This window comes from Vibrio sp. V01_P9A10T6 (genome assembly GCF_963877065.1).
GTDB classification, from domain to species: Bacteria; Pseudomonadota; Gammaproteobacteria; order Enterobacterales; family Vibrionaceae; genus Vibrio; species Vibrio anguillarum.
On sequence record NZ_CAWNTB010000143.1, the window covers coordinates 1 to 22356 of the forward strand.

22 protein-coding genes are annotated in these 22356 nt (G+C 46.2%); all 22 read right to left on the minus strand.

Features of this window, described 5'->3' with window-relative positions; translation table 11 throughout:
- A partial coding sequence (locus AACQ21_RS07950; RefSeq protein ID WP_445285729.1) for a YhdP family protein occupies positions 1-929 on the minus strand: 929 nt, incomplete at its 3' end.
- A 10-nt stretch (positions 930-939) separates the two neighbouring features.
- Positions 940-2409: a ribonuclease G gene (gene rng, locus AACQ21_RS07955; protein ID WP_019281135.1), complete on the minus strand. Its 1470-nt coding sequence runs from the start codon at positions 2407-2409 to the stop codon at positions 940-942.
- 22 nt (positions 2410-2431) lie between these two features.
- Positions 2432-2998: a Maf family protein gene (locus AACQ21_RS07960; protein WP_026027832.1), complete on the minus strand. Its 567-nt coding sequence runs from the start codon at positions 2996-2998 to the stop codon at positions 2432-2434.
- Positions 2995-3483: a rod shape-determining protein MreD gene (gene mreD / locus AACQ21_RS07965; RefSeq protein WP_013857872.1), complete on the minus strand. Its 489-nt coding sequence runs from the start codon at positions 3481-3483 to the stop codon at positions 2995-2997. Before mreD ends, AACQ21_RS07960 begins: the two co-directional genes overlap by 4 nt.
- Entirely contained in the window at positions 3473-4360 is an 888-nt protein-coding gene (mreC, locus tag AACQ21_RS07970) for a rod shape-determining protein MreC (RefSeq protein ID WP_013857873.1), read from the minus strand. The genes mreD and mreC overlap by 11 nt, the downstream gene beginning before the upstream one ends.
- A 51-nt stretch (positions 4361-4411) precedes the next feature.
- Entirely contained in the window at positions 4412-5455 is a 1044-nt protein-coding gene (locus AACQ21_RS07975; RefSeq protein ID WP_013857874.1) for a rod shape-determining protein, read from the minus strand.
- 170 nt (positions 5456-5625) lie between these two features.
- A complete protein-coding gene (locus AACQ21_RS07980) occupies positions 5626-9357 on the minus strand; it encodes a DUF6701 domain-containing protein (RefSeq protein ID WP_105976373.1) in 3732 nt (1243 codons plus the stop codon).
- Positions 9350-9769 (minus strand): MSHA biogenesis protein MshP, encoded by a 420-nt coding sequence (locus AACQ21_RS07985; RefSeq protein WP_181185514.1) that lies wholly within the window; start codon positions 9767-9769, stop codon positions 9350-9352. The genes AACQ21_RS07980 and AACQ21_RS07985 overlap by 8 nt, the downstream gene beginning before the upstream one ends.
- Positions 9744-10514 carry a PilW family protein gene (locus tag AACQ21_RS07990; protein WP_105976375.1) on the minus strand — a complete coding sequence of 257 codons (771 nt, stop codon included), beginning with the start codon at positions 10512-10514 and terminating at the stop codon, positions 9744-9746. Before AACQ21_RS07990 ends, AACQ21_RS07985 begins: the two co-directional genes overlap by 26 nt.
- Entirely contained in the window at positions 10514-11071 is a 558-nt protein-coding gene (locus tag AACQ21_RS07995) for a type IV pilus modification PilV family protein (RefSeq protein WP_170901011.1), read from the minus strand. Before AACQ21_RS07995 ends, AACQ21_RS07990 begins: the two co-directional genes overlap by 1 nt.
- On the minus strand, positions 11061-11558 hold the full coding sequence (locus tag AACQ21_RS08000; protein ID WP_047688145.1) for a prepilin-type N-terminal cleavage/methylation domain-containing protein: 498 nt from the start codon (positions 11556-11558) through the stop codon (positions 11061-11063). The genes AACQ21_RS07995 and AACQ21_RS08000 overlap by 11 nt, the downstream gene beginning before the upstream one ends.
- A 152-nt stretch (positions 11559-11710) precedes the next feature.
- Positions 11711-12187, minus strand: coding sequence for a type II secretion system protein (locus AACQ21_RS08005; RefSeq protein WP_105976376.1), 477 nt, complete (start codon positions 12185-12187; stop codon positions 11711-11713).
- Between the two features lie 37 nt (positions 12188-12224).
- The gene (locus tag AACQ21_RS08010; RefSeq protein WP_013857881.1) at positions 12225-12800 is read right to left on the minus strand and encodes a prepilin-type N-terminal cleavage/methylation domain-containing protein; all 576 of its coding nucleotides are present in this window, start codon (positions 12798-12800) and stop codon (positions 12225-12227) included.
- A gap of 95 nt (positions 12801-12895) precedes the next feature.
- A complete protein-coding gene (locus AACQ21_RS08015) occupies positions 12896-13357 on the minus strand; it encodes a hypothetical protein (protein WP_017046652.1) in 462 nt (153 codons plus the stop codon).
- A gap of 10 nt (positions 13358-13367) precedes the next feature.
- Entirely contained in the window at positions 13368-14585 is a 1218-nt protein-coding gene (locus AACQ21_RS08020; protein WP_013857883.1) for a type II secretion system F family protein, read from the minus strand.
- 12 nt (positions 14586-14597) lie between these two features.
- Positions 14598-16322, minus strand: a complete 1725-nt coding sequence (locus AACQ21_RS08025; protein ID WP_064624286.1) for a GspE/PulE family protein — start codon at positions 16320-16322, stop codon at positions 14598-14600.
- Complete coding sequence (locus tag AACQ21_RS08030) at positions 16312-17457, minus strand: tetratricopeptide repeat protein (RefSeq protein WP_105976377.1); 1146 nt, start codon at positions 17455-17457, stop codon at positions 16312-16314. The genes AACQ21_RS08025 and AACQ21_RS08030 overlap by 11 nt, the downstream gene beginning before the upstream one ends.
- The gene (locus tag AACQ21_RS08035) at positions 17454-18299 is read right to left on the minus strand and encodes an ExeA family protein (protein WP_181185512.1); all 846 of its coding nucleotides are present in this window, start codon (positions 18297-18299) and stop codon (positions 17454-17456) included. Before AACQ21_RS08035 ends, AACQ21_RS08030 begins: the two co-directional genes overlap by 4 nt.
- A gap of 5 nt (positions 18300-18304) precedes the next feature.
- The gene (gene mshL, locus AACQ21_RS08040; protein WP_105976379.1) at positions 18305-19933 is read right to left on the minus strand and encodes a pilus (MSHA type) biogenesis protein MshL; all 1629 of its coding nucleotides are present in this window, start codon (positions 19931-19933) and stop codon (positions 18305-18307) included.
- 14 nt (positions 19934-19947) lie between these two features.
- Entirely contained in the window at positions 19948-20274 is a 327-nt protein-coding gene (locus AACQ21_RS08045) for an MSHA biogenesis protein MshK (protein WP_017050664.1), read from the minus strand.
- Entirely contained in the window at positions 20264-20908 is a 645-nt protein-coding gene (gene gspM, locus AACQ21_RS08050; protein ID WP_017047102.1) for a type II secretion system protein GspM, read from the minus strand. Before gspM ends, AACQ21_RS08045 begins: the two co-directional genes overlap by 11 nt.
- Positions 20905-22347, minus strand: coding sequence for an MSHA biogenesis protein MshI (locus AACQ21_RS08055; RefSeq protein WP_105976380.1), 1443 nt, complete (start codon positions 22345-22347; stop codon positions 20905-20907). The genes gspM and AACQ21_RS08055 overlap by 4 nt, the downstream gene beginning before the upstream one ends.
- Positions 22348-22356: the final 9 nt, after the last annotated feature.

The following is a 22356-nucleotide window of genomic DNA, read 5'->3' on the forward strand; positions in this document are numbered from 1 at the left end:
TTAACTTGCCATCCTTGTTCAATAGGTAACAGTTTGATGATTCCCGACTCTAACAACAGTTCATGCTGACGCTCTTCACCCCAAACCAGTTCAGAGGGCTTAAGTTCGACATAGCCATCTTTGGGTTGGTTATGTTCTAAGGTCAGCCAGGCATTAAAACTCACCTGTCCTTTCTTAATGCCGGTTTCGTCTTTGAGATAACGAGTCAACCACGGGTTTATTTTGATATTGTCAGCGCTAACATAGAAGCGACCTGAAATATCGCGTAGTGAACCATGATCTTCAAAGTTAGCACTCACTAACAGAGAGTTAATACTGGTATCAGCGATACTCACCACGCCTTCAGCTTTATGTTGCTGAGCGTTATTTTTCCACCGAAGACGTTCAATATCTAACTGGCGAATCTCCCCCGCGACAGATTGATAGAAAACCGTCGAGTCGAGTAGCGCAAAATCATCCAATTGCCGCAACAGTAGGTTGTCTAAACGTTGAATAACATTGCCTTGTGTGCGGCTCTGTTGGTTATCTTCAGCCTGTAGCTCAAGCCAGTTTACCGAGCGAATATCCAATTTGAGTTGATGAATACTGAGATCCGCGACCACAGGTTGCATTTGCATTATTGACTGAATGAGGTCAAATTCAACATCGATTTGCTGCGCAGAAAAGTGAATTTGCGATCCATCAGGTAGCTTTGCTTTTAGCCCCTTAAGTGCAATTGACGGGTGAGTATTACGCCAAAAACCAGTGACCTCACTTAATTCAAATTCAAAACCTGAATTTTGGTTGATCAACGTTTGTATTTCGCCTTGGAAACGATTCATTTGTGGCAAAAACACACGCAAGGTGGTGACAGCAACAGCCAGCACCACTAGCACGCAAACGATAAACCACAATACTATTCGCCAAAGGCGCGTAAAAGTTGAGATCACAAAGGCCCTACTACATCATCACAACGTCAAATTGTTCTTGAATATAAAGTGGCTCCGCTTGGATGCGCACTTCTTTTCCAATAAACACTTCCAACTCAGCAAGAGCATGAGACTCATCACCTTGCAAGGTTTCTGCCACCGCAGGGGATGCGTAAACCACAAATTTATCCGCATCGTAAGCACGGTTGACACGCGTGATTTCACGTAAGATTTCGAAACAGACGGTTTCAACGGTTTTCACACTGCCGCGGCCTTCACAGGTTGGACAACTTGAACATAACACGTGTTCAATACTTTCACGGGTGCGCTTACGCGTCATCTCCACCAAGCCTAACTGCGTAAAACCATTAATATTCGTTTTGACGCGATCTTTAACCAGGGCGGCATCTAAGGAGTTGAGCACTCGCTTACGGTGCTCTTCAGACATCATATCGATAAAATCAATAATGATGATGCCCCCTAAGTTGCGCAAACGTAATTGACGGGCAATGGCTTGGGTCGCTTCAACATTGGTATTAAAAATGGTTTCTTCGAGGTTACGACGGCCAACAAACGCGCCAGTATTGATATCAATCGTGGTCATGGCTTCGGTTTGGTCGATGATAAGGTATCCACCAGACTTGAGCTCCACTTTACGCTCGAGAGAACGCTGAACCTCGTTTTCGGTGTCGTACATATCAAAAATAGGCTTGTCACCTTCATACAGTTCAAGCTTATCGGTTAACTCAGGCACAAACTCTGAGGTAAACTCTTTGAGGTTCTCAAATTCAAGGCGCGAATCGACTAAGATCCGCGTCAAGTCGGTGCCGACAAAATCTCGTAAAATACGCTGAGCTAAACCCAATTCGCCATACAGTGTCGAGCGTGTTTTGTATTTAACTCGACGCTCCAACACTTTCAGCCATAGCCGTTTAAGAAAGGCGGCATCTTGTGAAAGCTCTTTCTCATCAGCCCCTTCAGCGGCGGTACGAATAATGAACCCACCGTGCTCATCACAATAATGAGACACGACTTTTTTGAGACGATCACGCTCTGATTCACTTTCAATGCGTTGTGAGACACCAACATGACTTGCGCCGGGCATAAAAACGAGATAGCGCGAAGGTAGGGTAATATCTGTCGTTAAACGGGCGCCTTTAGTGCCTAATGGATCTTTGACCACTTGCACCACGATATCTTGGCCTTGACGAACTAGCTCTGAAATATCACGAACTTGAAACTGCTGTTTTTCGTTCTCAGCCACACATTCAGTATGAGGAACAATGTCAGAAGCGTGAAGAAAAGCGGCCTTGTCTAAACCAATATCGACAAAGGCGGCCTGCATTCCGGGAAGAACTCGGCTGACTTTTCCTTTGTAAATATTGCCCACAATGCCGCGTTTCGCTTCTCGCTCAATGTGGACCTCTTGAAGAACTCCGCCTTCAATCATCGCCACTCGAGTTTCACTCGGGGTGACGTTTAGTAGCAACTCTGCACTCATGAGTACACCTCAATGTTTTTAATTATATAAATTCGTGCAAGAGCTGGTCAGTTTCGAATAATGGTAATCCTACAACAGCGTAATAGCTGCCTTCGATCTTCGTTACAAATCGTCCACCCAATCCTTGAATGCCATAACTGCCAGCCTTATCGCAAGGTTCACCCGATTGCCAATATTGTTCTATTTCTTCATCTGACAAAGGTTTAAACCATACATCCGTCGTTACTACGACGGATTTAGAATGATCATGTGTTGCTACGGTTACGGCCGTCATCACTTGATGTTTTGTACCAGATAAGCTGCGTAACATCTGTTGTGCTTGAGCAAAATCAGCGGGTTTTTCAAGTACTGTTTCACCTTGCACGACTATGGTATCAGACCCAATAACTATCGAAGCAGGGTTGGATAAAGCAACACCAGCCAGTGCTTTATCACGTGATAAACGTTCAACATACACTGCTGGGGCTTCATGCTCATTACGGCACTCTTCAACGTTGGGCACCACAATATCAAACTGATAACCCAGTTGAGTCAGTAACTCTCGTCTTCTTGGCGAGCCAGAGGCTAATACAATTTTTTTATTCATCATCTAAGGTGCCAGTGGCGTCGCACACGACGAAGCAGTAGGAACATCCAAGGCCATAATATGCAATTGATCATACCAACCCATAGCGAGAGCGGGTTAAATGTCACATCTTGAATTAAATATTCGCCGCAGAAGATCAGCACTTCAAGCAACATAGATAACACGCCAATGATTACGGCTTGTTGCCATAACGCCATATTACGCAGCACTAAGAAGTTAATCGCTACTAAGTAGACAACAATGGCCATCATCATGCCACGAATGCCCAATGTTGAACCAAGCAGCAGATCCCATAACAAACCAAGGATCAAAGCCGACCCTACGTTGACTCGATGCGGCAACGCTAAAACCCAATAGCATGTCACCAGCAGTAACCACGATGGGCGCAGTAGATCCAGCTCACCCGGCCAAGGGATAGTTTGTAAAACCAGAGCAAAGAGAAATGATGCACCAATCACCAATTTACTTTTCACGACACTACTGGCCATCGGTTGCTTCCTCTAACATTTTCTCTGGCGTAACTTGCAATACTTTCTGCTGCCTATCTTCGTTAGGCCAGATCAACAGCAAATAGCGTAGACGATCAAAATCCACCACGGGATCGGCGGTGATCGACGCAAATTCACGCTGGGTATCTTTGTCGACCACCGAAACGTGTGCGACAGGATAACCTTCAGGATATACGCCCCCTAAACCTGATGTGACGAGCAAGTCACCCACTTCAATATCAGTGCTGGTGGGAATGTGTTCCAATTGAATACGATCCACCTGGCCATTCCCTGAAGCAATCACTCGAATATCATTACGGATAATTTGCACTGGAATCGCACTATTGGTGTCAGTCAGCAACAACACCCGGCTGTTATGCGCCGCCACAAAAGTCACTTGGCCAACAATACCTTTGTCGTTGATAACGGGTTGCCCTTCGTAAACGCCATCCGTTCGCCCTTTATCAATCACAACTTGATGACGATAAGGTGAGGTATCGACCGCCATCACCTCAGTGACAACCTTCTTTTCATCACGAACAAAAGAAGATCCAAGCAATTTACGTAACCGTTGGTTCTCTTCGCGGTATTGATCAAACAAGATCAAATCACTTTTCAAGGTGATCGCTTCTCGTTTTAAACGTTGATTCGATTCAATCAGTTTTTGATGAGTGGCGAATCGCTCATACAGATCATCAAACATGCTGCGCGGTAAATCCGCCATGTATTGAATGGGAGCCACTAAGCTATTAAGAAAAAAACGAACGTTGGAAAAAGCACCTAAACGACTATCAGCCAGCATAAGACTGGCTGATAAAATCACGGCAAAAAAGAGACGTAGCTGAAGAGATGGTCCTCGACCAAATATTGGCTTCATTCTATAAAAATCCTAGATGTCATGATGGGAGCTTTACGGCTCCCAAAGCCATTATTCTTCGCTAAATAGGTCGCCACCGTGCATATCGATCATTTCCAACGCTTTACCGCCACCAAGGGCAACACAGGTTAGAGGATTATCGGCAACCACGACTGGTATTCCCGTTTCTTCGGTCAAGAGGCGGTCGATATCTTTGAGCAGCGCTCCACCACCGGTTAATACCATACCATTTTCTGAGATATCAGAAGCAAGCTCTGGCGGACACTGTTCAAGCGCAACCATCACCGCAGAAACAATACCGGAAAGCGGTTCTTGCAGTGCTTCTAAGATTTCATTGGAGTTAAGAGTAAAGCTACGAGGAACCCCTTCAGCAAGGTTACGACCACGAACTTCAATCTCCATCACTTCATCGCCGGGGTAAGCCGAGCCAATTTCATGTTTGATTTTCTCTGCGGTCGCTTCACCGATTAAGCTGCCGTAGTTACGACGCACATAATTGATGATCGCTTCATCAAAACGGTCACCGCCGATACGCACAGAGGAAGAGTAAACCACACCGTTCAAGGAAATAACGGCAACTTCAGTCGTACCACCACCGATATCGACCACCATTGAACCCGTTGGTTCAGAAACACGCAGACCAGCACCGATGGCCGCCGCCATAGGCTCATCAATCAAATACACTTCACGCGCGCCAGCACCGAGTGCTGATTCACGAATCGCACGGCGTTCAACTTGGGTGGAGCCGCAAGGCACACACACAAGAACGCGAGGGCTTGGTTTGAGTACACTGTTGTCATGCACCTGCTTGATGAAGTGTTGCAACATTTTTTCGGTCACGTAGAAATCCGCAATCACGCCGTCTTTCATAGGACGAATTGCAGAAATATTCCCCGGCGTACGACCAAGCATCTGCTTAGCGGCATGACCGACAGCAGCAACGCTTTTTCCACCACGACCTTTATCTTGGCGAATAGCAACAACGGAAGGCTCGTCGAGGACAATACCTTGTCCTTTAACGTATATAAGAGTATTGGCGGTACCTAAATCGATCGATAGATCGTTGGAAAACATGCCACGCAGTTTTTTGAACATATTCTTCGCTCGTCCTGCAAGAATTAGAAGATAGAAAATTGCACTAAATGTACCAATGCCTTGCGATCACAGCAAGGCGTTGACGCATAAACATGGACTGAAACACGCAATTTCTAACAGATTCCTAACTTAGGTAGAAAAATCTCCATGAATTTGTGTGAATTATCCGGTTAATTTTTTTCACGCCACCAGATTACCCGGTCGCTGCCTCGGTACAATCCAAACTGTACTCGGCCTGAGACTTCATTTTCAAACGCGCTATTTTGATCATTGTAGGGACGCAACCAAGGCAACCCATGAGCATTGAGATCAAGCAAAGTATCAATGAATCCTTGATGACCCGCTCCCGGAGCCGTAAAGTTGATATTCGCGGCACCCAAAGCGAGCGTTTGACTGACTAAAGTAGGATAAACTTCAGGAGCCCCACCGGAACCTAAAGTTAGATCGGTCGGCGTTAAAGTGAAATTCGCAAGATCTGGTAACCTTGTACAGCTATCAAAGCTATTGGTAACAAAGCCATTGGCAGTGAAGTATTCACTCGTGATTGGCTGACTTAACGCACTCGTTTCTGGGCCATAAGTGTCGTGGATCACCAGTTTTCCCCAGCGCAATTTCATCTCATCATCAATATCTGTAATCGTATAGTCTATGCAAGGACTGCTGGCTGTTTCGCGGTAGCAAACTCCATCAAGATCTGTAAGATCGGATACCAAGAGGGTAAGATCTAACTTGCTGTTAAAAGGCACTATTGGTTGTGGTGGCTTTTGGTAGATCAATATCTCCCCAGAGAGTTCAATGCGAGAATCAACGCCATTGACTCGGTTCACACTCGTCAAATCGCTATCAAAGCTGATTGGTAAACTATTCACAGTATCGTTATATATTCGATTGTCCCACTGCCGATCATAACGCCACCAAGCACTGTCGAAATAATTGACCGTTTCACTGCCTGACGCGGATTTTGGGTGTAAGTAAATACCCGGATTTTCTTTATATCCAAACGGTTGTCCTAAATAACTGAACGATTCGTCATTAGGAGAAGTCACCTCACACTCAGCCTGTAAGCTGGTCACCACCGAAGAAGGAGAAAAATAGGCTGGGATAAAACGACCTATCTGGCCCGTTGAGGCAACGGCAATCGGCAGATTCTCACTCGCTAAATCGAGTCCAAGATACGTCGTTGGCGCGTTCAGCGAGAAATCAAACACCCCAACCTCACTCACTCTTTGTTGTACAGTCGTCGAGCTACCTAATTGGTGATCATATTCAACTTCGCCGAGAGCACCGGGCACGCCTGTCGCTGGTGCGATTAGAGTATGTTTAAGCTCAATGTTTGCTTGTTGATAATTTGTCACGCCTAAATTGTTAGTGAAATCATTATCCTCAATCGGTGCCTCCGCAACCGCTTTGATATTGAGATTAAAGTTTTCATCTGCCCTTGCAAAAACCAAACAGCTTAAGTCAGCAGCAGGGCACTTTCCATCTGGATGAGCTAAGTTATAAGAGTGATTGGTGCTAAGCACCAACGCACGAGGAACTCGTATAAAAGTCGTTTGACCTGTTAGTTGCAAATCCTGCTCATCACCACTCCCCGTTAAACGAGCATTCAAAGCAAGGCTACCAGCCTCACGATAGGATACGTTAATGCTCGCCTCACCATTTTGGTTGAAATTGAGCACCACTGGCGTCGCAGTATTGGATGACGGACCTACCGCCACACTATTCACACCAACCGATAAAGCTCTAAAACCTTGCCCCCCATTAGGGCTCAAGTAATCACTCCAAAAGGAAACGGGTTTTTGCACATTTTGAAAACTAGGCAAACACAGTTGTGAAGCGTTATCTTTTCGTACCGCTTTAATGGTCCCAGTTACCGATTGATTGGCATAGGAATTAGGTATATCCAAAATGAAGCCACTGTCAACGAAATTGAGCATACAATTTTGGGCAGAATACCCCCCACTACCATATCGACAAAGGTTGGTAGAAAAAGGTTTCGCACTAGGTACTGAGCTCTGAACCCCCACAGTTACATTTCCTGCGCTATTTTTACGAAGCTTCAGATTAGCAATACCATTCGTCATATTAACTTGGGAGCCACCTTGCCATCCACCGCCAGCAGAAGGCAATGAATTTGGTAGTAAAGTCGCGGTGATCGGCTGTTGGTAAAGTTCACTACAACTGCTATTTGCACAAGCTTGTATTTGTACATCAGCGGCGTTGCAAGTTAGCCCATCTGACGATGGTAAAGTAAAACGAAAATGATCAACCTGCTCCCCCACGTCACGAGACTTCAAGGCACAAACCTTAAAGTTTTCAATCTCATGGTTATTAACAGAAGCCCCTGTTGAGCCTGCAAGGGAAAGTAAGAACTCTTCAGGTGTCGCACCTTGATTAAGATTCGATAGCACATTAAACCAATCGATAACTGTCTGCATATTGCCATTCACCAGACGATCCACACGAACATAAACCGCGTTATTATTTCGTGAATCGATGGTGATGAAATAGCGATGTCCAGGACCTGGCCCCGGGAAAGAACAGCCCCACCATTGACAAGTACGACGTACATCCAGCTTGGGGTTCAAATTAGCGGCAGTTCCCACTAGATAGCGATAACTTGCGGCTTCAGAGCCTCGAATGGCAACGGCTTGGCGACGAAAACCAGGCCCTCCGACTCTTCCCTCTGTTGGGTTGGAATAATTTCCCCACTCATCCAAACCAACCCCAAGCCAACCTCCAGCAAAACCCGGCTTAATTGGATTGGAACTTGTGGTGGGTGCATACCCTAAAGAGCCGCCAAAACCACCCGTTCTAGGGATAATCTCGGCATCCGAAAAAATAATCGACACCCCATCAGCACCATCACCGGTTAAATTCGCCCACGCATAGTAATCAAACTCAACAGTAACTAAGTTGCCAGCCGCTGGGAAAATTCGTTGATAAGTCACTGCGGTTGCTTGGTTATTCTGATCCTCAGTTAAGCGTAAGCGATTACTGATCAAACTCGGCGTAAAGCTACCAGTACTAGTATAAGGGATCCAATTCTGACCAAGCGAGGAGCGGTTAAAATCATCCTCAAAACAAGCATAGCCTTGCTGCTCATTTTGATTGATCTGAGTATTCCCCTCCATCATTAATCGGCGGCTTGTCGTACGGCCATTGACTATCGATGTGTTATGGAGCGTCAAGGTACCACCGACATAAAGATAGGCATTCACTTGATTTGCTTCATTTAGCGTTATGTTGTTATAACCAACAATCGTCAAGCTTCCTGAGCCAGACACATTAATCTGAGCACCAGTCCAGTCGGAACTATTTTGGATAAAAAGACGTACGTCGCCATCAACAATTATCTGACTACCTTGGTTTAATTCTAGAGACTCAATCCAATAATCCGCCGAAGAAAGAACGACCGTAGCTCCACCTCCCGCAGTGAGTGATTTCACTTTATATTCGGTCTGATTGCTAAAAGTTAAAGTACAGGCCTGATATAACTCGATACGCCCATGATTGGATTGCGTGACTTGTAAACTCTGCCCGCTCTGACATCCGTTAATTTGCGTACTCGTATTCGAGGAAGGTTTGAATTGATTAATACCGCTAAGTGTGAGTGAGGGGACGGTATTACCAGAAACCTGACAAAGATTATTATCACAGCGTGCATTGATACGTTCTGACGTGGAATTGATGGAACAGAAATCGACAATCGAATCATTCGTCCCGCTAATTCTTGCACTATCGTTTTGAATAAACTGAGGATTTGGTGCAAAGCTACAACTACCATGCCCTTGAGCTACGCTCGGGAAATAAATGGTTTGATCGATATTCTGAAACGACCAAGCGCAAGCAGGCAGCAGTACCAAACACCCCACGAGCGTTTTAACTAACGATCTATTCACTTTTCACCCCCACTTCAATCACTCGCTGCAACATCCAATCGCCAGACTGACAGCGCCCGGTTGACGTGAGTTGATGAACAGTACGGCCATCATCCATTGTACCCACCAAATTACATTTAACCTGTGCGCTACATTGCGCTAATCCTTCACCTTCAAACGTGAGTGATTGTACAGAATTAGTATGGCAACTCCCGCTAGGTGGCGTTTGATAAAAACGACTCAGTTCAACGTTGATCGCCGATCGCGCCGCCATTTCGGCCCTTGTCCCTAACACCATCGAAACCAATTGCTGGCTATTACGCTGTTGATTACGGTTCGCGACCGATGCAACAAAGCCGACCACCACAATGATAAAGATGACCAATACTAAGCCGCTGCCTTGCTGTTTACGGCGTGTTGTAGATAAGCGCATCATGGTCAAACTTTACCTCCTCGCCGCGGTCGGAAAATGTCAGTTCAATTTTCACTAAGCCGTTGCGTTGTAGCTCTGGCTGCGTGACGTAAAAATTGGCTTGGCTTATGTTTTCAGCCATCAATACTGGAGTGCCAAGCTGCTCAGGGCTGAGCGCACTGCGATTAAGCGTGTAATCCGCGTAACGATAAATACGACTGTTCTGATAACAAAAAGCCACTGGCGTGCGATAAAAATAGACTCGCTTAGCTGGCGATTGAATTACAAACCCAGTCGGTTGTGTCAAGGCTACATCGACCATGCTTGTGTTGTTGGGTGATGTAAAATCCACATCTGCGTTTACTTGCGCTGTTTGTCCGCTTGCACTTGGCGTTTGGCGTAGCGAAGCGGCGTTGGTTGGAAACACGACCAGACGATCGCCATTGAATACCTTTTTGTCGATCGGCAATAAACGCACCGCAGCCGAAGGCGATTGCACGGTTGGCAGGTCGTTGTAGATCGCGCTGTCAGTGATCGGTAAAAACTCAATGCAACCATTTTCTACCATCACGCTGTTTGGTACCGCTTCACGCAGTTCTCGGCTCAGCCGCTCAGTAACAAAGCGCCCTTGTTGGATCAAAGCTTCGCGGGCGGTGGTATCAACATAAATACCCATACTTTGGCGGATCACAGAGCCTAAAAATAGCCCGACCACCGACAACAGAATAATCGCAATCACCATTTCAATCAGGGTAAAACCACGCATCAGAAATTGCCCTTAATCGCCGCAAACGGGTAGCGATTGCCCTTCGGGTCAATGATCACCACAGAAACCCGCTTATAGTGAGTCAGTTGGTTAGCGTTCACTCCGCTTAGTTGCCCGCCACTGTCCTGTTCATAAAATATTTGAATCTCAACGTTATAACGTTGGTAATCAGCACTGATATCAATGCCTAATACATCTTTAACCGATCCCGTTAGGCCATGGAAATCATCCACATCGTTGTACAAAGTATTATTGGTTTCACTAGATTCGGGACCAAGTTGCGCAATGGACGTACACATTGTTCGTCCTGATGCTGTCACTAATACACACTCAGGCACTCCACCATTAGGGCCGGAGTTTTGGTCAAAGGCTCGGCCCATTACTTCATCCATAACCGCGCGGCCTAACTCGGCGGCTTTTACTGCTAGCACCTGTTCAGCGCTTTGTTGCGAGCGAGGATAAAGCGCGGCAGTAATGCCTGTCATGGCTATTGCCGTTACCGTGATAACGATGATCATCTCAATGAGAGTAAACCCGCGCGGCGCGTTAACACGCATAAATGTACCCCTCGCTATTGATGCACACTTGGCGAGATTCACCCGATTGCAGATTATTTAAGGTAACGGTGCAGTTTGCCGTTAAGCACTGCGCGGCGCGACCTAAACTATCAAAATCTAAAAAATGGCTACCATCATTATTGGTTAACGTCAGGGTGATATCGTTCGCCGCAGCATCGACAAAACTGCTGTCTGCAAGCGTACTTGGTAGTGAAGTGGTGCAAGCACCAGCAGAAACGGAAGGAGATACTTGCTGCGCTTGATTATTGCTGACCAACCAGCGATTACAGAGGTCGGTGCGCTGCATGGCGCGGTTTTGTGTCAAACGCAGTGAGGCCAACACTTCACTTTGTGTAGTCACGCTTGAAAAGGAGGAGATACCGGTATAACGGCTTGCGGCGTATACAGCAACAATGCCCAGCAGCACAATCACCACGACCAGTTCGATCAACGTAAAACCACGCCGCGCTGCTAAATGTTGCTGCATTTTATACCTCTAGCGAAAAAACAAGTGCTTAAAGTATATAAGAAATTTCCGTCGTGGGCTTAAGTTTTACTGACTTTTGTGGGTGAGAAATAGCCCTCGTTATAGATAAAGTAAAGGCCAGCATGCTGGCCCTCACTTAAGTAAGTTAACGATTAACAGCCACCCGTATAGACGGTTGTCAACGGTGCAGCAGTACTTGACGCAGGCTCAGTATATGTAACATTACAGCCAGTAGATTGTGCCTGATCCCATTTAGAGTAACCTTTAAATGAATACTGCATGATTCCAGCTGCTGCTGATGGGTTGGAATCCCAGTCACTATTAATACCTACGACTGCATTACCGATACCAGTAGAAGTCGCTGTCGGGTAACCATAGTGGGTTGTAATATCATTAATACTAGGAGCAGGGGAGTCAGTTTGAAGCTTTGTGTCTATACCTGCTAATGCAGCGGCACCATAAGTAATACCTGAAGCCCCATCAATAGCGCCTTTCAATCCTTGCAAGGACGCTTTACGAGCATCTCCCTGAAAATTCAAAAAACGTGGTGCAGCGGTGACGGCGAGAATCCCGAGAATAACAATCACAACCACAAGCTCGATTAGGGTGAAACCGTTTTGTCTTTTCATAGTTACTTTCTCTCTATGTTTTAATCAATGCGCAGACTTACTGCAAAGTGACGGTCACACGACCAGTTTTTATCTCATACACAAACTGGTGCGCGGTTCCGCCCTCTTTTTGCACATAAGTACAAGTGGCTTGACCGTCATCGGCTTGTGCTGAATATTTTACATTAGCGTTATTGGCTGCATTAGCGACTGTGTCAACTTTTGGTGGGTTTTGCAGCAAATTATCCATTAAATCAATACATGACTGATCCGTAATCGCCGCTGGATAACTGGTATTATCAGTATTGAGCGCCAATGGATAACCGTCCCTAAAACCTGTTGCAGCCCCGCTGCTATCTGTAGAGCGGGTTAGCCAGAAATTGACACCATCATAGTTGACGGTGTTTTGTTTTTCCGAGCCCAAAGTCACAGAGGTTCTTGCCTGAGCTTCCCACTGAGCACGCGCCGATAGAACACCAGTAGCAAAACCACCGGCAACCCCTTCGATGCTGGCTTTTTTCGCTTCATCGGTGACATCTAAAAAGCGGGGTAGCGCTGCAACGGCTAATAAGCCGACAACCACAATCACTACGACTAATTCAACTAAGGAAAAGCCCGTTTGTTTGTTATCCATGCTCTACCTATCTCTTTGTTATTACCGTGTATTATACGCACTTGTTCTCGCATCGCTACGGGGCGAGTGCCCATTTCACTGCTTATGTCGAAAACTCATGCTGAAAAATCGACGCTTACTGTAAACTTATCCCTTAAAAGTTCAATGGTTATCACCTGTTTTTGACTGTAAACATAGCGACATTGATACTGATTTGCTTGATGTGCCGACTCAATTGAAATCACTTTGCTTTCAAGTAGTTGTTCATCTGGGTATAGCAGGCTTAACCAATAACGACAATCTATACTTGATTCATTCTCAGCCAATGGTAATACCCAGCCCGTTGTACTCATATTGAGTAATCGACCATTCGCGATTAAAGTTGAGGGCCGCCCCTTTAATAACCAATCTTGCTTATAAAAATTGGCACTTTCTACGATTTTACTGCTCGCCATCGCTAATGCGGTTTGATTGGCTTCTTTTTCTATCGACTGCCATGCTGATAGCAAAGCCATCAAAAGAACAAATACAATCAACCCCCAAATTACGAACTGAGAACGCTCTATCGCCGTTTTCATCTGACAACCTTTATCCTTTGATCGCGTCGAGCATTCCCCACATTGGCAAAAAGATGCCAAGTGCCAGCACCAACACCATAGCGGCAACAATCACCAATAAAATCGGCTCTATGCGCGCGGTGAGGGTTTTGAGATCGTAATCCACCTCTCTATCATAGAAGTCCGCGACTTCAAGTAGCAACTCATCAATGCGCCCTGTCTCTTCGCCCACCGAAATCATCTGAATAACTAATGGCGTAAAAATATTGGCGTTTACCGCGGTGGTGGATACGCTTGTTCCCGCTTCAATGGCAGCTTTCATTTCTAACAGGCGAGATTCTAGAAATTTGTTATCCAACGCTTCGGCAGATAATGCTATCGATTGGTTTAATGGCACCCCCGCTTTCAACATCAAGGCAAAAGTTCGAGAAAAACGCGCCAATTGCGCTCGGTTCACTATGCCGCCGACAATAGGCATTCTTAAGCGAAACTTATCCCACTTTTGACGCCCTGCGGCTGTGCTCAACCAAGCTCTGAAAGCAAATAAACACCCAAGCAATACGCCTATCATCATCGGCCAGTAGTTGACAAAGAAATCTGACATACCAATTAAAATGCGAGTTGGCAGCGGTAAATCAACCCCGAAACGGCTAAACATGCTAGTAAATTGTGGGATCACTTTAACGTTGAGAATGAACATCGCGACCAAAATAAAGCTGATAACAAAACTCGGATAACGCATCGCCGTTTTGATCCGTTTACGAGTTTCGACTTCTTGCTCGTAGTAATGAGACAATTGCAACAAGGCTTCATCAAGCCGCCCTGTGTTCTCACCGACGTGGATCATCGACACAAACAACGGGCTAAAGACTTTCGGGTACATCTGCATTGAGCTCGATAAACTGCGCCCGTTGGTTAGCTCATTACTAACCGCTTCCAATGCTTCTTTAAGCTGTTTATTGGCACAATTTTGGATAAGTCCTTTCATCGAGCGCAGCAGCGGCACTCCCGCCTTGGTCAAGCTGTAAAGCTGACGACAGAAGATTACCAACACCTCAAGTGGCACACTTGGGGTAAACAGCGATTTCCAATCAATCGAAAAATCAGCCCCTTGGTCTGACGAAATTAAGGTCGGAATCACGCCTTTGTTAAATAGCGCTTCCGCCGCGAGCTCTTCTGTCGGGGCATCAACATGCCCCGAGGTTTTGCTACCATCTAAATTTCGACCCTGATAACGATACGTTGGCATGAGTAACCTTAACTATAGATAGATGGCTTGAATGATGCCGGATGAATCACCTTCACCTAAGCTCATCACTTCATCTAAACTGACAACCCCTTGTAGCGCCAACTCCATCGCCGAAGCTAGCAGCGGTTTGTACTGCTTCGACTGACGAGCGGCTTGCGCAAAACTAACCGCATCGTTGGCGCGTAGCGCATCCATCATTTCATGTTCAAGTTCGAGCATTTCAAAAACCCCAATTCGCCCACGGTACCCCGTCAAATTGCAGTTCTGGCACCCACGCCCACGTGTAAAAGCCGCTTCAACTTGATTTGGGAAACGCACCGTCAGCCACTGTTTACGGGCTTCATCAACCTCATCCACCGCTTTACAATCGGGGCAAACTTTACGCACTAAACGTTGGGCAACCACCGCCCGCACGGCGCTGGCCACTAAATAGCCCGGTGCGCCCATGTCCATCATGCGCAAGGCGCTATCAACCGCATCATTGGTGTGTAAGGTGCTCAACACTAAGTGGCCGGTTAAGGCCGCGCGCAAACCAATTTCAACCGTTTCTTGATCGCGCATCTCCCCGACTAGAATAATGTCCGGGTCTTGACGCAAAAAGGTTCTCAGCACCGTTGAGAAATCAAGGTCAATTTTAGGGTTGATCTGCACTTGGCTGATGCGTGGCAATCGGTACTCAACCGGATCTTCTGCGGTAATGATTTTTTTACCGGGAACATTGAGCTCTGATAACGCGCCGTATAGCGTCGTCGTTTTCCCTGAGCCGGTTGGGCCGGTCACTAAGATCATGCCGTGTGGACGTTTAAGTTGATGACGTAAACGCTGTAAAATATCGTCAGGAATACCTGACTCTTCCAGTTTACGAACTCCGGATGATTGGTTGAGTAAACGCATCACCACCGACTCACCGTATTGTACTGGCATGGTCGACATACGAATATCGACCGATTGGCCTTTGGCTCGGATATTAAAACGGCCATCTTGTGGGAGGCGTTTTTCTGAGATATCAAGATTGGCCATCAATTTTAAACGCAGCACTAAAGCCGAAGCGATGTTGGTTTCATTGAGTAGGGTTTCGTGTAATACCCCATCAATCCGCTGGCGCAAACGCAATACGTTGGCATCAGGTTCGATATGAATATCAGACGCCCCGACCTGAATCGCATCTTCAAATAGAGAGTTGATGAGCTTAACAACGGTCACTTCATCGCTGTCATCATCACCGATATCGAAATCAAAGGCGGTATTGCCTTGGTGTTCTAGTTGTAGCTGCTCGGCAAAGGACGCAATCTCTTTGGTGCGGCGATAGTAACGATCAAACCCTTCAACCAATTGTTTTTCTGGAGCAATAACAAATTCAAAGCTGTATTGAGGCAATTGCGTAAGCAGTGATTCTTGAGCAAACAGATCCGCCGGATCACTCATTGCGATACGCAGCGTGTCGCCATTTTTGCCAATGATTAAGGCGCGTAAACGGCGTGCATGTACCTCCGGGAGGATCTGCACTGCATCAATATCGACATTGGCTCGGCTGAGATCAATCAGCGGCAGCGAAAGTTGCTGCGATAAGAAGCTCAGCATCTGCTGCTCTGACAAAAAGCCGAGTTCGATCAGCGTGTCACCCAGTTTACGTCCACTGCGCTTTTGCGCAGCGAGCGCTTGTTCCACTTGATTTTCAGTGATGATCCCTTCTTCAACCAGCAGATCACCTAAGCGTTTTCGTAGCTTAATTTGCACTCGCACTCTCCTCTAAACTGCTTAGTACGACTAGGCGATCACGAATAAACAGTTGTGACTGACTCGAGAGGCCAACTTTCGCAAGCGCTTGTTGGTAGGTATATTTGGCCGCCTGAAAATCCATCGTACGCTCTTGTGCTATCGCAAGCCCTAACCACCAGCGTGCGTTCTCAGCATCAAGCTTGACTAAGCGTTGATAGCTTTCTAATGCGAGTGAATCTTGCTTGGCTTTTTGTGCCAAGGCTGCTCTTAGCGAGAGATAATCGATCGAAGCATTGTCAGGTAAATGAACTAGAGGGGTTAACGCCGCTTCACTCTGCTTCTCTTTAATCAGCAATTTGGCTAACGCGATCCGCAAACTTTCTCCGTTATGATTGAGCTTTATACCGCTTTGTAAAATTTCAAAAGCTTTGCGCGCATCACCTTTGCCGTAATAGAGCGCGGATAATTTTTGACGGGCGAGTTCATTATCTGGAGTAAAGCGTAGTACTTCACTGTACGCATCCAGTGCCTCTTTGAGCTCATTACTGTCCACGGCTTTATCAGCGCGGCTCATTGCTTTTAGCGCCAATTGTTCTGGCGTCAAATCCACTTGTTCAATTAAAACACTTGAGATTTCTTGGCCACTTTCAGCACCGAGCGCAACCTCACGGTTAGAACGCAACGCCTGTTGATTGGCTAAGGCAGAATCTCGTTTAACCGTCACTATGGGCGTCGCTGAGTTTGCCATTTTTTTGTCTACTGCAACAACGGCAGTTTGATAAACAGGGCGATGCTCCGTGACAATTTTGGTGGTTGGGGAAACAAGCGCAGGCGAAGAGCTTCGCTCATCAACCTCTAACAACAGGCTCTTAGGTTCATTCACTATCGCTTGATTGGCCAGTGTCTGACTGACCACTGTTTGGCTGACCATAGTTTGACCGACAATAGTTTGGTCAACCGCAGCTTGGTCAACCATAGCTTGCTGCTGTGACACCGCCCATCCACCGACCGCAAGGCTGGCAGCAAACCCGGCTACCATCCACAACCAAGCGCGGCTGCGTTTTACTTTGGCAACTTGCGCCAGTTGCAAGTTCACCACCGACTGGCGTTGCGCTTGTGCCAGTTTTGATAGTGCATCGTTCATCGCACTCATGATTGACTCCATCCCCACATAAAAGGGCGTTTAAACTTAGGCTTACAGGTATCAAACGTATCGTGAATCGCTGTAAATAGGTGCTGATTGCGAATCGTGCTGTCGTTTTGCGTAAAAGCCAGCAACAGAGCTTTGTGACACACTTGGTTAATCAAACGAGGGGTACCATAACAGGCTCGCCACAACGCTTTTTTCTGTTCAAGATTAAACAGTTGCGCATCACCTCCGGCTTTGCTCAAGCGGCTCTCGATATAAGCGACTGTTTCATCTAAAGAGAGCGGCCGCAGATAAGCGCTAAAAGTAATTCGTTGGCGAAATTGGCGCAGATGGTGCTGCGCTAAACGCTCATCGAGCTCTGGTTGGCCGATCAACACCAGTTGCAACAACTTTGTGTATTCTGTTTCTAAATTGCCGAATAAACGCAGCACTTCTAATGCATCGTCTGGTAACGCTTGTGCTTCATCAACAATCGCGACTACTCGTTTCCCCTGCTGCTTTAGCGCAATCAATTGTTGCTGAATACGATCAACAATATCCGCATCATCTTGCTTACTAAGGCCTAGTTCGCTGGCGACAGCTTGCCGAAGTTCTCGACCATTAAGCGCTGGGTTGGGTAAATAAATCAGTGCAATATGATCATGTAAATGATTGATCAACATACGACACACCATGGTTTTTCCGGTTCCGACTTCTCCGGTTATCTTGATCACCCCTTCGCCTAAATCAATGGCAGCACTCACTGTCTGAATCGCCTCGTAATGTGGTGCTAAGCCTAAAAACAGTGATGTGTTAGGCGTGAGATGAAAAGGCAGTTGCTCAAAACCAAAGTGCTCAAGATACATGATGTTTATTCTTCGTCTGGAAACCACTCCTGTAGTAGTTCACGCGAGCGTTCGAGCTCTTTTTGCCACGTATTAACACCCACAACCGTTGGTTTAAGCAAAATCACTAATTCGGTTTTCTCAGTCAGCTCAGAGGTGTTACGAAACAGATACCCTAAACCGGGTAAATCCCCCAAAAATGGAACTTTAGATACTCGGTTAGTGGTGTTGGATTTCATTAATCCACCAATCACCACCACGTCACCATCTTGTGCGCGGATTACCGAGTCTGATTCGCGGATCGTACTGCGCGCTAATGGCAACACAATTTGGTTGCCTGCATATTCAATTTGTTTCGTCTGCTCGTCGACTTCAATCACAGCGGGGTGCACGTGCAATAGCACATTGCCTTGGTCATCAATTTGTGGCGTCACGTCGAGCGAGATACCCGAGAAAAAAGGCGTGAGTTGGATATCTGGTGCAACATTGGAGTTATCGCCATTACCAACCACACCCGTCACGTCAGTGACATAGTATTCATCAGTGCCGACTTTGATCACCGCTTTTTGGTTGTTAGCAGCGGTAACTCTTGGGCTGGATAGGACATTCAAATCACCCTGAGTTCCCATAAAATTAAGCACTGCTTCAAAACTACCATCTGAAATGGTGACATTGGTTTGGCCTTGCAGCAGAGTGCCAATCGCATCCATCCCCGGCAGTAACGAAGCCGCACTACCGACCTTATTAATCACAACATCACCATTGCCAAAGGACATATTTGACCAATTGATCCCTTGCTGGTAACCGTCACTCAAGGTGACTTCTAAAATTTTCGCTTCAAGGATCACTTGTCGCTGTAGACGTTGCTGAGAAATGCCAAGGAAGTTACGCACTTCGCGAATTTCATCTGGGTAGGCTCGAACAGTGATTACGCTCGCTTGTGGCGTGACAACAACGCCTTGACCTTTGCCCGAGCCAATCAGCTGTGCAACGGCTTTTTCAAGCTGCGGCCAGAAATCGCTTTCACTGGTGGTTTCAATTTCAGTCCCACCTTTCGAATTACTGGATGAGTTACTCGAATTGGAATTAGAACTGGAATTTGAGCTAGAACTACTCGAAGAACTAGAACCGGTATCCGTATTAGTGATCGTACCGGTGGTGATGGAAGTTAAAGAACGGCCCGTACGTTTAAGTTGTAAATAATCGACCGGGATAGTCACAGTACGAAGGCCTGACGGGTAAACCTGAATCACTTTACCCTTTTTGATAATTTCATAGCCATACATGTCACGAACGACGGCCAATACATCATCCAAAGTCACGTCGGTTAGATTTACCGTTACACTTCCAGTAACTTCAGGGTGGATGGCGGCACTAAACTCAGTTCCTTTCACTAAACTGGCAAAAAATACCCTTGCATCCACATTATCAGCTTGGATACGAAAGCGTTTAACCGTTTCTTGACTGCGCGCTGTGATTCCCTCAATGTCAGGCATCAAGTCAGCTTCTACGGAGGCCGGTAGAACGGCTAGATTTCGGCTGTTGGCTTCATTAATCGCCTGATTCAAAGACTGTTTCATCTCAACTGGATCGCGATGTCCCATAGAACAGCCCATTAAGGATACGATGACTACGCCTAATACGATTTTACGCATACGATTTCTATACCTTACTGCTTGATGTCCAGAGAAAAGAGGCCTAAATCCCACGTCTTTCCTCTGCGAGAAAGGGTCACTTGCTGTGGTTCAATGGCTTCTACTGTGTAGCCAAATAGCGACTCTCCGATGCCAACCACTTGATCGTTAAGCACTGCCACACAAGGTATGGTTTGTTGGCATACAATACTTTGCAACCTAGGTAGCGGGTAACTCTCTATCTTATTGACAGGTGATGCGCTCTCACTCGCCCAACCTAATGGCGCGGTAGGATCTTGCGCTGCCCAACTACTGCATACAAAACACATCAACAGCAGTGAAAAAACGGATCTAACCACCAATAAACTCCTGTCTAATGCCTAATGTGTACACTTCCATAATGACTCTGGCTTGGGGGTAATTTTCTACCTTGTATTGGAAATGACGCCAATAATACTTCATCGGTAAACTTTCTAAATTGGTCAAATAATTCAATATCGCGAAGTAATTACCGGTGAACTCCAATCTCACAGGATGAACATAATAGCCTGAATATTCAGATGATTGGTTGTTATTTGCAATCGGCTCTGCTGCTAATGACTCCATGGAGACCAACGTCAACTCTGGGCTGGTTGCCAAAACACTTTCAAGCAATTGCGCCATCTTCGCGGGTGTAATCAGTGAATCAACCAATGCTGCCAGCTCAAGCGAGAGAGTTTGGCTCTGCGCCATTAACTGTTTGAATTCTAGATTGATCTCTTGATTCGGATCTTTATTAAGCTTAGCAGTCAATAACAGAATTTCACCTTGCATTCGCTGGTTCATCTGCTCAACAGACTGAAGCTGTAACCGATTAGCCGCCACCGATTTCATCGCAGGTTCGAGTAACAAGCTAAACAAGAGCAGTGTAATCACCACTAGGCCACACAGGGCGATCAACATTTTTTCACGCGAACTGATGGCTAAGAATTTGTTGCTGATGCTCTGCCAATTCATTGGCTATCCTCCGCTTTAGTTTTAAGCTCAAAGATGAGAATGCCTTGCTCATTGCGCGCAATTTTTAACTTTTCAAAACTACGTCCCACTAGGTTCAGTTCGCTTTTAAACTGACTTAACCAGTTTGGAATATCTTTCGCCTCTCTAGCCAAGCCTTGCAAATCGAGCTGCTCATGTTGAATGGTAATGGTCGTTAATGAAATATCATCACGGCTGAGTGTGGCTAGCGAACGCATGACTCCTGAGTAACCGACCTGTTGTGATTGGTCAAACTCATTAATCGAATCCAATGTGGCTTGTTTGCCCTTAATTTGCAGCTTCAAACGCTCAATCGCCGCCATTTTTTCAACCGATGGCTTATGCTTATCAACTTTCTGTTTGGTCGTTTCTAATTCAGCAGCAAGGGCTTTATTTTGCGCTTGTTTAGCTTGTAGCTGCTGTTGCAATTGACTATTTTGCCATTGATAACTGGCATAGGCCAATAGCATCACTAAAGCGACAATGCCCCAAATCGCGCAGACCATGGACAGTGAAAAATACTCTTTCTTCGGCTTAAGATGCGCCGGGTATAAATTGAGCATTGAATCGTCAATGCGAGTCACTTGCTCCACCAGCAGATGCGCCGAACTCGGTAACCGCTCATCAAGCAGGGAAACTTTGACATTTAGGCGTTCATTTAATGCATCAACCAACTCTTGCTGCGCTTCTTCATCACACAGCACTTTTAGCTGATATAATGAGGCCCCTTTAAGCTGCGAGGAAAGGTAATCAATCGAACGTTGCAGTTCTAACGCTAAACCATCGAGCTGTAAAACCGAGCTGGCAACACCAGTAATGGGAGAGACAACACCTCTCATCGTTCGTTGAAAACAGCATTTTCGATCCACAAATGCGTCAAACTTAAAACTGCTGTTTTTACTGCGCTGTAGCAGTAGAAAATGCTCAAGATCACCGGCACTTCTCGCCCACACTTCATCTTCGGGGATGACTTTGCCTAACTCTAAACCCATCGCACTCAGTTGCGACGCCACTTCCAATACCGTGCGTTTTGAGACCACGTAGGCTTGAATTTTATTATCTGCGGGTAACGGAAAAGCATCAGCGATGATGTCAGTGACTTTCTCTGTCACCAGATCTTTCAATAAAAATGGCAGGGCGACTGACCACTCTTCTTTGGGTAACTGCGGTTTTTCTATTTGATAAGTTTGATAAAAATGAGCGTGGAGGACAAGGTTAATTACCGTACCCTTGATGTTGAGCGGTTTGAGTGCGTGAAAGAGTACCTGTTGCCACGTTGCACCATCAAGCGGGATCTCTGTCGGCAAAGTCGCATCATCCAAAGCCGAGAAATAGAGAGCATCAGGCCTTACGACAACGAACAATTGCCGCAACGTCGCTTTAGATGGTTTTAATTTATCAATCAGTGACTGAAGATTCATATAGGTTCG

Coding starts and splice junctions, on each gene's coding strand:
- rng (WP_019281135.1), bottom strand. CDS start 2,409: ATGAGTGCAGAGTTGCTACTAAACGTCACCCCGAGTGAAACTCGAGTG.
- AACQ21_RS07960 (WP_026027832.1), bottom strand. CDS start 2,998: ATGATGAATAAAAAAATTGTATTAGCCTCTGGCTCGCCAAGAAGACGA.
- mreD (WP_013857872.1), bottom strand. CDS start 3,483: ATGGCCAGTAGTGTCGTGAAAAGTAAATTGGTGATTGGTGCATCATTT.
- mreC (WP_013857873.1), bottom strand. CDS start 4,360: ATGAAGCCAATATTTGGTCGAGGACCATCTCTTCAGCTACGTCTCTTT.
- AACQ21_RS07975 (WP_013857874.1), bottom strand. CDS start 5,455: ATGTTCAAAAAACTGCGTGGCATGTTTTCCAACGATCTATCGATCGAT.
- AACQ21_RS07985 (WP_181185514.1), bottom strand. CDS start 9,769: ATGCGCTTATCTACAACACGCCGTAAACAGCAAGGCAGCGGCTTAGTA.
- AACQ21_RS07990 (WP_105976375.1), bottom strand. CDS start 10,514: ATGCGTGGTTTTACCCTGATTGAAATGGTGATTGCGATTATTCTGTTG.
- AACQ21_RS07995 (WP_170901011.1), bottom strand. CDS start 11,071: ATGCGTGTTAACGCGCCGCGCGGGTTTACTCTCATTGAGATGATCATC.
- AACQ21_RS08000 (WP_047688145.1), bottom strand. CDS start 11,558: ATGCAGCAACATTTAGCAGCGCGGCGTGGTTTTACGTTGATCGAACTG.
- AACQ21_RS08005 (WP_105976376.1), bottom strand. CDS start 12,187: ATGAAAAGACAAAACGGTTTCACCCTAATCGAGCTTGTGGTTGTGATT.
- AACQ21_RS08010 (WP_013857881.1), bottom strand. CDS start 12,800: ATGGATAACAAACAAACGGGCTTTTCCTTAGTTGAATTAGTCGTAGTG.
- AACQ21_RS08015 (WP_017046652.1), bottom strand. CDS start 13,357: ATGAAAACGGCGATAGAGCGTTCTCAGTTCGTAATTTGGGGGTTGATT.
- AACQ21_RS08020 (WP_013857883.1), bottom strand. CDS start 14,585: ATGCCAACGTATCGTTATCAGGGTCGAAATTTAGATGGTAGCAAAACC.
- AACQ21_RS08030 (WP_105976377.1), bottom strand. CDS start 17,457: ATGAGTGCGATGAACGATGCACTATCAAAACTGGCACAAGCGCAACGC.
- AACQ21_RS08035 (WP_181185512.1), bottom strand. CDS start 18,299: ATGTATCTTGAGCACTTTGGTTTTGAGCAACTGCCTTTTCATCTCACG.
- mshL (WP_105976379.1), bottom strand. CDS start 19,933: ATGCGTAAAATCGTATTAGGCGTAGTCATCGTATCCTTAATGGGCTGT.
- gspM (WP_017047102.1), bottom strand. CDS start 20,908: ATGAATTGGCAGAGCATCAGCAACAAATTCTTAGCCATCAGTTCGCGT.
- AACQ21_RS08055 (WP_105976380.1), bottom strand. CDS start 22,347: ATGAATCTTCAGTCACTGATTGATAAATTAAAACCATCTAAAGCGACG.